Here is an 11,716-nt window from a genome sequence, read left to right as displayed (position 1 = left end):
GCGGAAAATGTCTGCGCTGGATAAGGGGGTAGTTCTGTTATGACTGTGGGGCGCGGGGCATGCATCGTCTATTTGTAGTTTTCCGACGTAGGTTCCGACGATGAGCAACACAAGGTCTTCATTGCAGGACGGTTTTACGAATTGAAGCGCGTCCGGTATCTGAGCTCATGGCCGTATGGGTGACTCGAGCCTTGTCATCCTTGGTTGGGCGGTACAAGTGACCCCACCTTCCGAGGCTGGTTCCGCTCACCCCGGTTACACCGGCTTCTTTGCGCTTTTGATACCGAAAACAAAGGCCTGCACATTAACATAAGCCGCCGCGGGAGAACATTCGGCGCCCTGCGAAATTAAGCGGTTTCGGTACTGTGACCGATGCCCGGCCATGCGATGGCTAAAGTTCTCTGTGGCTTTGGGCGCAGATGTTGAAAACCCGTATTTTCAGAAGGTTGCGATGCCTGAACATCGGTTTAATCAGGCAGCATCGCTGTGGCTGGGCCAGAAGGGCGCGAGTGGCTATCTGGCAGTCAACGCTTGCTTAGCATTGCTGTAAGGCAGGCAATAATGAAGAAGATCTTGTCTCTCGGTCTCCTGCGGCATTGCGGTGCCTTGAACGCGAGCTTCAGGAACGACAGCCGCGTACTCACGTGTTTCCCCGCAGGATGCAGTTGGTTGTCTCCGATCAACTGGCCAATCAGCACTACCTGCCCGGCCCACCAACCGTCAGCAATCTTTTTCAGTCGACTGATGAGTGAGGCAAGCCCGGTGTTGGCGCCAACCTGATTGTTGGCGTGTTGGCGGTAGTCCATGCCGGGAACCGGATCGATAAGCCATCGGAAGCCGTGATTGCGAGCAAATGCGTAACAGTACCAGTCGTGCAGGCTGACGGCCTGAGCTGCATCCCAGTGGGAAAGGAGGGATGACTTGAAGGCATCTGCAAGCCGGCGATTCATCACATAGGTGCAGCCAGGGCCTGCAGCTTCGAACAGATAGTCCCACTGGACCTGAGGCTGAGCCTTGTCCAGCAGGACACGCTGACCATCCGGCCAGAATGCGGTGACATTGCTGGAATAGGCATCATGATGATCCGGCGCCAAAGCCGCTACGGCGCGCTGAAGCTTGTCCGGATGCCAGATATCATCTTGATCGGAGAACGCTACGTAATCGAATGTCGAGAAGTCGACATCTCGGATCAAGCGAAAGAAGTTGCGTGACGCTCCGCCAAATCGTCCGGCAGGCGGCAGCAGGGAGATACTCGCATGGTGCTGAGCGTAGTCGGCACACCATGCTTCAGTGCCGTCCGTGGAGGTATCGACACTGATGAACACGCTGACGCAGACGTTTGTCTGCTTCAGGATTGAATCAAGTTGCGCCTCTATCCACGCCATACCGTTATAGGCTGCCAGCAGCACGGCTACCTTGGGAAAAACAGATGACATACTGTTCGCAGCCTTGCGGTATGGGATAGAGGTTTGCAGTCTTAGAACGAACCCAGATCCAGCAGCTTCTGCAGATACTGGCCGTAGCCGGTCTTCTTAAGCTTCTGAGCCTGTTCACCCAACTGAGCGGCGGTGATCCAGCCGTTGGTGTAGGCGATCTCTTCCAGGCAGGCAACTTTCCAGCCCTGACGCTGCTCGATGGTGTGCACGAAATGGCTCGCTTCCAGCAGCGACTCATGAGTGCCCGTGTCCAGCCACGCAAAGCCACGACCGAGAATTTCTACGGTCAGGCTCTTCTGCTCGAGGTAAGCACGGTTTACATCAGTGATTTCCAGCTCGCCGCGCTCGGAAGGCTTGATGCTCTTCGCGATTTCGACGACCTGATTGTCGTAGAAGTACAGGCCGGTGACTGCATAGCTCGACTTCGGCGCTGCAGGCTTCTCTTCGATGCTCAAGGCGCGGCCGGTTTCGTCGAACTCGACAACACCAAAGCGCTCTGGGTCAGAAACGTGGTAACCGAAGACGGTCGCACCGTGGGTCTGCTGGCTGGCCGAGCGCAGGTTATCGGAGAAGTGCTGGCCGTAAAAGATGTTATCGCCCAGGATCAGGCAGCAAGGATCTTCACCGATGAACTCTTCGCCAATGATGAACGCCTGTGCCAGACCGTCAGGTGTAGGTTGTTCAGCATAAGTAAGCTGAATACCGTACTGGCTGCCATCGCCCAGCAGTTTACGGAAGCTTGGCAAGTCTTCTGGTGTCGAGATGATCAGGACTTCACGCATCCCCGCCAGCATCAGCACTGAAAGAGGGTAAAAAATCATCGGCTTGTCGTAGATAGGCAGCATCTGCTTGGATACGCCAAGGGTGAGCGGGTGCAGACGAGTGCCCGAGCCGCCGGCCAGGATGATGCCTTTACGATTAATGGTGGTCATTTGTTCAAAGTTTCCATGAGCATTCGGGCTACACCACTTTGCCAGTCAGGCAGGTGCAGAGAAAAATTGTGGCGCAGCTTTTCTGTGTTCAGACGCGAATTCAGAGGGCGTTGCGCGGGTGTCGGGTATTCGATCGTGCCGATGGGATTGATCGTTTCCACCGCCAGGGGTTCCCCGTTGGCGCGGGCGAAATCAATCACATACTGCGCGTAGGCATGCCATGACACTTCGCCGGCCGGTGCCAGGTTGTAGATGCCACACAACTCCGGCTTCGCCAGCGTTTGAAGCAGGGCAGCCGTCGCTATGTCGGCCAGCAGCTCCGCACCTGTAGGCGCTCCAATCTGATCGGCGATCACATTGAGCGTCGGGCGATCTTTTGCAAGGCGCAACATGGTTTTGGCAAAGTTGTTGCCCCGTGCCGCATAAACCCAGCTGGTACGGAAGATCAGGTGCTTGCAGCCTGAGGCAGCGATAAGTTGCTCGCCTTCAAGTTTGGTTGCGCCGTAATAGTTGACCGGCGACACGGCATCGCTTTCTTTCCATGCGGTGTTGCCCGAACCGTCGAACACATAGTCGGTCGAGTAATGAACCAATAGCGCGTCCAGCGTGCGCGCTTCTTCTGCAAGGACCTGGCTGGCCAGGGCATTGACCCTGTGCGCGAGCTCGCGCTCGGTTTCGGCCTTGTCGACAGCGGTATACGCTGCGGCGTTGACGATAACCTGAGGTTTGACGCTGCGAATGGTATTGCGCAGGCTTTCCAGGTCAGACAGATCGCCACAAAGGTCGCCATAGGCTGTTGATACATTATGGCGGTCAAGAGCCACTACTTCGCCCAATACCGCGAGTGAGCGCTGCAACTCCCAACCTACCTGGCCGTTTTTGCCCAGCAGAAGAATTTTCATCATTTATCGGCGCGCGCTGTGTAGTTCTTGTCGATCCATTGCTGGTAGCTTCCGCTCTTGACGTGAGCAACCCATTCCGGGTTATCGAGATACCATTGCACGGTCTTGCGGATGCCGGATTCGAAGCTTTCTTCCGGTACCCAGCCCAGTTCGCGCTGAATCTTGCTGGCATCGATAGCGTAGCGCAGGTCATGGCCCGGGCGGTCCTGCACATAAGTGATCAGGCTGGCATGCGGGCGATGGGCTGAATCCGGACGCAGTTGGTCGAGCAGGGCGCAGACAGTGTTGACCACTTCGAGGTTCTGCTTCTCGTTGTGACCACCGATGTTATAGGTCTCGCCGATCTCGCCTTCGGTGACGACTTTGTACAATGCGCGGGCGTGGTCTTCTACGTAGAGCCAGTCACGAACCTGATCACCTTTGCCGTAGATAGGCAGCGGTTTGCCTTCCAGTGCATTGAGAATGATCAGCGGGATCAGCTTCTCGGGGAAATGGCACGGGCCGTAATTGTTGGAGCAGTTGGTTACCAGCGTGGGCAAGCCGTAAGTGCGGCTCCAGGCGCGTACCAGGTGGTCAGAGCTGGCCTTGCTGGCCGAGTAGGGTGAGCTTGGCTGGTAAGGGGTCGTCTCGGTGAAGAGATCTTCCGGGCCTTCCAGGTCGCCATACACTTCATCGGTCGAAATATGATGAAAGCGGAAGTTGGCCTTGCGTGCTTCGTCCAGTTGGTTCCAGTAGCCACGTGCAGCTTCAAGCAGCGTATAGGTACCAATGATGTTGGTCTGGATAAACTCCGAAGGGCCGGTGATCGAGCGATCGACATGCGATTCAGCTGCCAGGTGCATGACGGCGTCGGGCTGATGTTCTTTGAACACCCGATCCACGTCCTCACGGTTGCAGATATCGACATGCTCAAACGCGTAGCGATCGCTTTGATCGGCTGACTGCAGTGACTCAAGGTTGCCTGCATAGGTCAGCTTGTCGACGTTAACGACGGAATCGGTTGTGTTGGCAATGATGTGCCGGATGACCGCCGAACCGATGAAGCCTGCACCGCCTGTTACTAAGATCTTCAAAAGAGTATCTACCTTGAGTTGTGACAAGGCTCTGCCCGGTCCGTGGAAACAATCGCTGATCGGCCTCCGTCTTTCAGACATCTGCTGTGTTAAACAGGAATGTTTAAATGACGTGGATGAGCGACAGTTAAAAAACGACATTTTACATATAAAAACAGACATCCCCATCAAAAAATTTGAGGGTCCCCGCGATAGTGTGGAGCGTTTGAGCATGGCAGTGCATAAAAACGCGAAAGCCCCGGATTAATGGGGCTTTCGCTGCGGTGGGAGAGCGCTCCTGCCGAACGCTCTCCAAGCCTGAGTGATGCTTACACGTTAAACCGGAAATGCATCACATCACCGTCTTTAACGATGTATTCCTTGCCTTCCAGGCGCCACTTGCCGGCTTCCTTGGCACCTGACTCACCCTTGAACTGGATGAAGTCGTCATAGGCCACCACTTCGGCGCGGATGAAGCCTTTTTCGAAGTCGGTGTGGATCACGCCTGCGGCTTGTGGTGCGGTGGCACCGACGCGGACGGTCCAGGCGCGGACTTCTTCGACGCCTGCGGTGAAGTAGGTCTGCAGGTGGAGCATTTCGTAGCCAGCGCGAATCACGCGGTTCAGACCGGGTTCTTCGAGGCCCAGGGCTTCGAGGAACATGTCTTTCTCTTCGCCGTCATCGAGCTCGGCGATTTCGGCTTCGATCTTGTTGCAGACCGGCACCAGCATTGCGCCTTCTTCTTCGGCGATGGCGCGGACCACGTCCAGCAGCGGGTTGTTCTCGAAACCGTCTTCGGCGACGTTGGCGATGTACATGACCGGCTTGGTGGTCAGCAGGTGGAAGCCACGGATGGTGGCTTTCTCGTCGTTGCTCATGCTCTTCATCAGGCTGCGTGCAGGCTTGCCTTCGCTGAAGTGTGCAATCAACTGTTCCAGCAGGCCTTTCTGGACCACTGCGTCCTTGTCGCCGCCCTTGGCGTTGCGGGTGACCTTTTGCAGTTGCTTCTCGCAGCTGTCGAGGTCGGCGAAGATCAGTTCCAGATCGATGATCTCGATGTCGCGCTTGGGGTCGACGCTGTTGGAAACGTGAATCACGTTCTCGTCTTCAAAGCAGCGCACCACGTGGGCGATGGCATCGGTCTCGCGGATGTTGGCGAGAAACTTGTTGCCCAGGCCTTCGCCCTTCGAAGCGCCTGCCACGAGGCCGGCGATGTCGACGAACTCCATGGTGGTCGGCAGGATGCGTTTCGGGTTGACGATGGCTGCCAGGGCCGCCAGACGCGGATCGGGCATCGGCACGATACCGCTGTTCGGTTCGATGGTGCAGAAGGGGAAGTTCTCGGCCGCGATACCAGATTTGGTCAGGGCGTTGAACAGGGTGGACTTGCCGACGTTAGGCAGGCCGACGATGCCGCAATTGAATCCCATGGTGTTTCCCCTCGAGTGATGTCAGGCCTTCTGGCTGTGCAGGTTTTTCATCGCCCGGTTCCATTCACCGGCGAAGATATCCGGCAGCACGCCGAGGGCAAAGTCGATACTGGCGTCCAGTTTTTCCTGTTCGGCGCGTGGCGCTCGACCCAGGACAAAGCCGGATACCTTGCTGGCATCGCCCGGGTGGCCAATGCCAAGCCGCAAGCGATGGAATGTGTTCTGGTTGCCGAGCTGCGCAATGATGTCGCGTAGCCCGTTATGACCGCCATGGCCGCCGCCCACTTTGAGTTTGGCAACGCCCGGAGGCAGGTCAAGTTCGTCATGCGCCACCAGAATCGACTCGACCGGAATACGATAAAAGCCGGCGAGTGCCGCGACAGCCTGGCCGCTGCGGTTCATGTAAGTGGTGGGAATCAGCAGACGAACGTCCTGACCCTGGTGCGTGAAGCGCCCGGTCAGGCCAAAGAATTTGCGCTCGGGAACGAGGTTGGCTCGTTGCGCCGCAGCAACACGCTCAACAAAAAAAGCCCCTGCGTTATGCCGGGTCTGTTCGTATTCGGCGCCTGGATTTCCCAGGCCCACGATCAGTTGTATGGCGGTCACGACAGGGGCTCTTCCTTTGGAGTTGAGGGTTGAACCGCTGACGACAGCGGCAATGTGGACGAAAACTGCTCATTTACCATGATGTAAACTCAGCGATCTCGCCCGCTTTGCCTGCTATCGCTCGCGATGTTCCCTGAGCAACTCCGACGTTACCAAGTAATGAATTACTCGGCAGCGCCTTCTTCAGCTTCACCTTCTTCTTCGTCTTTGACGATACGCGGTGCGTGGACGTTGGCGATTGCCAGGTCAGTACCGTGTGCCAAAGCGACGAACTCAACGCCTTTAGGGGCTTTCAGTTCGGACAGGTGAACGTTGTCACCTACTTCCAGCGCGCCCAGATCGACTTCGATGAACTCAGGCAGGTCTTTCGGCAGGCAGGTCACTTCCAGTTCAGTGGTAGTGTGCGAGATCTCGCCGCCTTTCTTGACCGGAGCTTCTTCGTTCAGGAAGTGGATCGGCACGATTGCGGTCAGTTTCTGCCCGGCAATAACGCGCACGAAGTCAGCGTGCATCACGTGGCCTTTGGCCGGGTGACGTTGCAGCGCCTTGATGATGACGTTTTGCTTCTTGCCACCAACGTTCAGCTCGATGATGTGGCTGTAGGCCGCATCGTTTTCCAGCAGTTTGGCAACTTCTTTGGCCAGCATGCTAATGGACTCGGGGGCTTTGTCGCCACCGTAGACGACAGCTGGAACCAGGCTAGCGAGACGACGCAGGCGGCGGCTCGCACCTTTCCCCAGGTCGGAACGCTGTTCTGCATTCAGGGTAAATTCGTTCATGTTGTATCTCCAAATTAACCACATCCACCGTTGCGTTTGCGACCAGCGCTCGGATGGTATGGGCAAAAAAGCCCCGCCCTGACCGGATGTCAGGGCGGGGCGCTTTTCGTCTGCGTGATGTCAGTTAACGGAACATCGCGCTGATCGATTCTTCGTTGCTGATGCGGCGAACCGCTTCGGCGACTACCGGGGCAATATCCAGTTGGCGGATACGGCCACAGGCTTGAGCGGCGGCGGACAACGGGATGGTGTTGGTCACCACCAGTTCGTCCAGCACGGAATTTTCAATGTTTTCGATCGCCCGACCCGACAGCACAGGGTGTGTGCAGTAGGCGAAGACCTTGGCAGCACCATGCTCTTTCAGGGCCTTGGCCGCGTGGCACAGCGTGCCGGCGGTATCGACCATGTCATCGACCAGAATGCAGGTACGCCCTTCGACATCACCAATGATATGCATCACTTCGGAGTGATTGGCTTTTTCACGGCGTTTGTCGATGATACCGAGATCGACACCCAGGGATTTGGCGACAGCACGTGCACGCACGACACCACCGATATCCGGAGAAACGATCATCAGGTTTTCGAAGCGCTGATCTTCGATGTCATCCACCAGAACGGGGGAGCCGTAGATGTTATCTACCGGAATGTCGAAGAAGCCCTGAATCTGGTCAGCATGAAGATCAACCGTGAGCACACGGTCGATTCCCACTACGGTCAGCATGTCAGCGACAACTTTTGCGCTGATGGCAACACGTGCGGAGCGCGGACGGCGATCCTGGCGGGCATAACCAAAATAGGGAATCACAGCAGTGATTCGGGACGCTGAGGAGCGACGGAAGGCATCAGCCATCACGACGAGTTCCATCAGGTTGTCGTTCGTGGGTGCGCAGGTCGGCTGAATGATAAAGACGTCTTTACCGCGGACGTTTTCATTAATCTCAGTGCTGATTTCGCCGTCGGAGAATTTTCCAACAGAAACATCACCCAGTGGGATATGCAGCTGACGTACTACACGCCGAGCGAGATCGGGGTTGGCATTCCCCGTAAAGACCATCATCTTGGACACGCGCAGTACCTAGAGGCTGAGGGTAACCTGGATGAGTATAGAAAATGGCAGGGGCGGCTGGATTCGAACCAACGCATGGCAGGATCAAAACCTGCTGCCTTACCGCTTGGCGACGCCCCTGTATTGAATCAATCGAGTGCCTGGCACTCAATTCCTGCTACAGAATTTGCAGCTTGCGATGCAACATCGAGATGTTGCTTCCTTTCGCTACGAACCCCGTAAGGGTATCTGTAAGAAGGGCCGAGACTTTATCAGCTTCAGCTTTGTTTGGGAAGGCCCCAAACACACAACTTCCAGTTCCGGTTAATTTTGCTTCGGTAAATTTACCTAACAAATTCAACGCGTTACGTACTTCTGGGTAACGCCTCTCTACAACCGCCTTACAGTCATTTCGACTGTTTCCCTTGGGAACGGGGCGCACTTTAATGGGCGGCGTGTCGCGTGTCAACAACGGATCTGAAAAAATTTCTGCTGTACTTACAGATACTTGCGGAACGAGCACCAAATACCACGGTTCTTCCGGGTCAACCGGGGTGAGAATTTCGCCGACGCCCTCAGCAAAAGCGGCATGTCCACGCACGAAAACCGGTACATCGGCGCCCAGCGTCAGCCCCAGTTGCGCCAGACGATCCCCATCCCAGCCAAGCTGCCATAAATGATTCAGGGCGAGCAGGGTGGTTGCCGCATCCGAACTACCACCGCCGATACCGCCACCCATGGGCAGGCGTTTTTCCAGCCAGATGTCCATGCCCAGTGTGCAGCCGGACTGTTGTTGCAGGGCTCGGGCGGCTTTGACGATCAGGTTGCTGTCATGCGGGACGCCGGGCACGTCGGTCTGCAGGCGAATCTCGCCATCTTCGCGAACGCTAAAACCCAGTTCGTCGCCGTAATCGAGAAACTGAAACAGGGTCTGCAGTTCGTGATAACCGTCAGGACGACGTCCCAGAATGTGCAGCATGAGGTTGAGCTTTGCCGGGGCAGGCAAAACCAGTTGTGGCGTGCTCATGGTCATTGCCCCAGTTTGCGAGGCTGCCAGTCCTTGATGACCAGCGTGACATCCAGGTCCTGCCCGTGCAGTTTGACGCGCTCCGGCAGCCAATAGCCGTTCTGCTCGACGTAGCTGAGGTATTCCACCTGCCAGCCATCCTGTTCAAGGCTGGCCAGCCGGCTGTCGCCATCGAGTGTCACGTTGCTTTTACTGTCCGGTGCCGGCAGACCGCGTACCCACCATACGAGGTGCGACACGGGCAGTTTCCAGCCCAGTTGATCCTGCAGCAGTGATTCTGGCGAGGTGGCTTCGTAGCGGCCCTGATTGGCAACTTCGAGCACCACTGCGCCGGGCCGGCCGGTCAGGCGCGCTGCACCACGACCGAGCGGGCCGGACAGGCGGATATCGTAGTAATCCTGGCGCTGCAGCCAGAACAGGGTACCGCTGCCGGAGTCTTTCGGCGCGCGGATACCGACCTTACCGTTGATCTGCCAGCCATCGAGGCTGCTCAGTTGTTGTTTGTGCTCGCGCCATTGCGCGGGGTCACCTTTGCCCTGAACGGCTTCGCGGGAAGTGAGGCCGGCGCAGCCGGTGAGCAGGGCGATGAAGCTGAATACGATTACATGGCGCAAAAACATAACGTCAAAGGGTCTCTGATCCGGTCAAGCGTCGCAGTGTGCTGCGCAGGACGGTGCTGTCGGGTTGTTGTTCCAGGGCCTTGGCCCAGACTTTTTTGGCTTCGCGCTGCTCGCCCTTGGCCCAGAGTACTTCGCCCAGGTGGGCAGCGACTTCGTGGTCGGGGAAGCGCTCGAGTGCCTGACGCAGGTAGCGCTCGGCATCGTCCAGATTGCCCAGGCGGTAGTTCACCCAGCCAAGGCTGTCGAGCACTGCCGGATCGTCCGGGCTGATCTTGTGGGCTTTTTCGATCAGTTCGCGGGCTTCGCTATAACGCGTGGTGCGATCGGAAAGCGTGTAGCCCAGCGCATTCAGCGCCATGGCGTTTTCCGGTTCGCGCTTGATGATGGTCCGCAGGTCTTTTTCCATCTGCGCCAGATCATTGCGTTTCTCAGCCAGCATGGCGCGGGTGTACAGCAGGTTGGCGTCGTCCGGGTATTGCTTGAGCGCCTGATTCAATACCTGCCAGCCACGATCCAGTTGATCATTGCTGGTCAGTGTTTCGGCTTCGATCAGGTACAACTGCACAGCATAATCGGGCTCTTCGGCGCGGGCTTCGGACAGCCGTTTGGCGGCTTCGGCACCGTTACCGTTGCTGACTAGAATATCGGCCTGGCGCAATTGCGCCGCCAGGAAGTCCGGGCCGGGGCCTACCTGAGCGTATTCGTTGAGCGCGCTTTGCGGGTCATCGCGCTCTTCGTGGATGCGGCCCAGATTCAAGTGCGCCGAATCGACATGCGCGCCACGGGCGATCAGCTCTTCCAGATAACCCGCTGCTTCGTCCCAGGCCTTGGCTTCAAGGCACACCAGCGCCAGCGAGAAGCGCAGCTCGTCATCATCCGGATACTGCTGCAAGAGCGCAGAAAACTGCACTTTGGCGTCTTCCATACGGTTCTGCTCGACGAGCATGCGCGCATAGGTCAGGCGCAGGCGCTTGTCGTCAGGGTATTTCTTGATGCTTTTTTCCAACAGGGGCACCGCTTCCTTGCCTCGGTTCATGCTTTGCAGCAGACGGGCGTGGAGCAGGATCGGCGCGATTTCGCCTTCTTTGGGCGGGTTGTCTTCGAGCAGTTTCAACGATTGTTCGGAATCGCCGTTCTGCTGCAGCAACAGCGCCTTGCCGAAAATCAGCTGGCCATTGTTCGGGTATTTGCCCAGCAGTCGGTCAAAGCTCTTGAGCAGACCATTGCGGGTGTCCGGATCTGTTTCGGCCGCCGACAGGGCCAGAAAATCGAAGTGCGTGTCGCCCTGGCCTTGCAGGACCCTCTCCATGTACACAAGGGAGTCATCGTAACGCCCGGCGCGCGCCAGCTGGATGGCGGCGGCTCGCTGCGCTTCAAGATTGCCCGGCGCGTTCCTCGCCCAGATCAGTGCGGTATCCAGCGCCGACTGATCGGCACCCATGTACTCGGCAATCTGATAAGCGCGCTCCGAGACCCCCGGGTCCTGAGTCTTGATCGCCTGGGTCACGTAGTTGTCCAGGGCGATGTCGAAGCGGTTGCGCTGGCCAGCCAGCTCCGCACTCAACAGGCTGACCAGAGTGTCCTGAGTGAACGAGCCATACACCTGCGGCTTGGCTTCAGGCGCGGGTGGGGCGTCCTTTTGAGCGGGCACAGGCTGTGACGAGGCGGGGGTCATGGACTGACAGCCACCTAGAAAGGCAAGAGCAAGGAACAACGCGGAGGATCTATTCATATATAAGAAGGGCGGCTTACCTGCGGTGGGAGCATCATGACACAAGGCTGTTGGCAAAACCCACAGCCGTCGGAAAAACTGATGCAATGCGTGTGTTTGCAGTGTCGCGGACCCAAAAGCACGGTCTGCGACGAGCGATTGTAGTGGGACAATAA

11 protein-coding genes and 1 tRNA gene are annotated in these 11,716 nt (G+C 57.2%); all 12 read right to left on the bottom strand.

The features are described from left to right. Nucleotides 1-524 precede the first annotated feature (524 nt). Nucleotides 525-1,436 (bottom strand): glycosyltransferase family 2 protein, encoded by a 912-nt coding sequence (locus tag LIX91_RS10180; RefSeq protein WP_226488430.1) that lies wholly within the window; start codon nucleotides 1,434-1,436, stop codon nucleotides 525-527. A gap of 41 nt (nucleotides 1,437-1,477) precedes the next feature. After that, nucleotides 1,478-2,368 carry a glucose-1-phosphate thymidylyltransferase RfbA gene (gene rfbA, locus LIX91_RS10175; protein ID WP_046270491.1) on the bottom strand — a complete coding sequence of 297 codons (891 nt, stop codon included), beginning with the start codon at nucleotides 2,366-2,368 and terminating at the stop codon, nucleotides 1,478-1,480. Next, a complete protein-coding gene (gene rfbD, locus LIX91_RS10170; protein WP_003421682.1) occupies nucleotides 2,365-3,270 on the bottom strand; it encodes a dTDP-4-dehydrorhamnose reductase in 906 nt (301 codons plus the stop codon). The genes rfbA and rfbD overlap by 4 nt, the downstream gene beginning before the upstream one ends. Continuing rightward, nucleotides 3,270-4,343, bottom strand: coding sequence for a dTDP-glucose 4,6-dehydratase (rfbB, locus tag LIX91_RS10165; RefSeq protein ID WP_024662834.1), 1,074 nt, complete (start codon nucleotides 4,341-4,343; stop codon nucleotides 3,270-3,272). Before rfbB ends, rfbD begins: the two co-directional genes overlap by 1 nt. A 308-nt stretch (nucleotides 4,344-4,651) precedes the next feature. Beyond that, the gene (gene ychF, locus LIX91_RS10160) at nucleotides 4,652-5,752 is read right to left on the bottom strand and encodes a redox-regulated ATPase YchF (protein ID WP_003404927.1); all 1,101 of its coding nucleotides are present in this window, start codon (nucleotides 5,750-5,752) and stop codon (nucleotides 4,652-4,654) included. A 21-nt stretch (nucleotides 5,753-5,773) separates the two neighbouring features. Beyond that, nucleotides 5,774-6,358 carry an aminoacyl-tRNA hydrolase gene (gene pth, locus LIX91_RS10155; protein ID WP_226488429.1) on the bottom strand — a complete coding sequence of 195 codons (585 nt, stop codon included), beginning with the start codon at nucleotides 6,356-6,358 and terminating at the stop codon, nucleotides 5,774-5,776. A gap of 164 nt (nucleotides 6,359-6,522) precedes the next feature. Continuing rightward, nucleotides 6,523-7,137, bottom strand: a complete 615-nt coding sequence (locus tag LIX91_RS10150) for a 50S ribosomal protein L25/general stress protein Ctc (RefSeq protein ID WP_003317126.1) — start codon at nucleotides 7,135-7,137, stop codon at nucleotides 6,523-6,525. Nucleotides 7,138-7,261: 124 nt separating this feature from the next. After that, on the bottom strand, nucleotides 7,262-8,203 hold the full coding sequence (locus LIX91_RS10145; RefSeq protein WP_003317125.1) for a ribose-phosphate pyrophosphokinase: 942 nt from the start codon (nucleotides 8,201-8,203) through the stop codon (nucleotides 7,262-7,264). 45 nt (nucleotides 8,204-8,248) lie between these two features. Continuing rightward, a tRNA-Gln gene (locus tag LIX91_RS10140) sits at nucleotides 8,249-8,323 on the bottom strand. 37 nt (nucleotides 8,324-8,360) lie between these two features. Then, a complete protein-coding gene (gene ispE / locus LIX91_RS10135; RefSeq protein ID WP_226488428.1) occupies nucleotides 8,361-9,209 on the bottom strand; it encodes a 4-(cytidine 5'-diphospho)-2-C-methyl-D-erythritol kinase in 849 nt (282 codons plus the stop codon). A gap of 2 nt (nucleotides 9,210-9,211) precedes the next feature. After that, complete coding sequence (lolB, locus tag LIX91_RS10130) at nucleotides 9,212-9,829, bottom strand: lipoprotein insertase outer membrane protein LolB (protein WP_003415035.1); 618 nt, start codon at nucleotides 9,827-9,829, stop codon at nucleotides 9,212-9,214. 4 nt (nucleotides 9,830-9,833) lie between these two features. Further along, nucleotides 9,834-11,561, bottom strand: coding sequence for a tetratricopeptide repeat protein (locus LIX91_RS10125; RefSeq protein WP_080052472.1), 1,728 nt, complete (start codon nucleotides 11,559-11,561; stop codon nucleotides 9,834-9,836). Nucleotides 11,562-11,716: the final 155 nt, after the last annotated feature.

Origin of the sequence: Pseudomonas sp. B20, from assembly GCF_020515755.1 — a bacterium.
In the GTDB taxonomy this organism is placed as follows: domain Bacteria; phylum Pseudomonadota; class Gammaproteobacteria; order Pseudomonadales; family Pseudomonadaceae; genus Aquipseudomonas; species Aquipseudomonas syringae.
This window is presented reverse-complemented; position numbering and strand designations above follow the sequence as displayed.

What these genes read in the sequence shown, in the direction of transcription:
- LIX91_RS10180 (WP_226488430.1), bottom strand. Translation starts at nt 1,436, where the DNA reads ATGTCATCTGTTTTTCCCAAGGTAGCCGTGCTGCTGGCAGCCTATAAC.
- rfbA (WP_046270491.1), bottom strand. Translation starts at nt 2,368, where the DNA reads ATGACCACCATTAATCGTAAAGGCATCATCCTGGCCGGCGGCTCGGGC.
- rfbD (WP_003421682.1), bottom strand. Translation starts at nt 3,270, where the DNA reads ATGAAAATTCTTCTGCTGGGCAAAAACGGCCAGGTAGGTTGGGAGTTG.
- ychF (WP_003404927.1), bottom strand. Translation starts at nt 5,752, where the DNA reads ATGGGATTCAATTGCGGCATCGTCGGCCTGCCTAACGTCGGCAAGTCC.
- LIX91_RS10150 (WP_003317126.1), bottom strand. Translation starts at nt 7,137, where the DNA reads ATGAACGAATTTACCCTGAATGCAGAACAGCGTTCCGACCTGGGGAAA.
- ispE (WP_226488428.1), bottom strand. Translation starts at nt 9,209, where the DNA reads ATGAGCACGCCACAACTGGTTTTGCCTGCCCCGGCAAAGCTCAACCTC.
- lolB (WP_003415035.1), bottom strand. Translation starts at nt 9,829, where the DNA reads ATGTTTTTGCGCCATGTAATCGTATTCAGCTTCATCGCCCTGCTCACC.
- LIX91_RS10125 (WP_080052472.1), bottom strand. Translation starts at nt 11,561, where the DNA reads ATGAATAGATCCTCCGCGTTGTTCCTTGCTCTTGCCTTTCTAGGTGGC.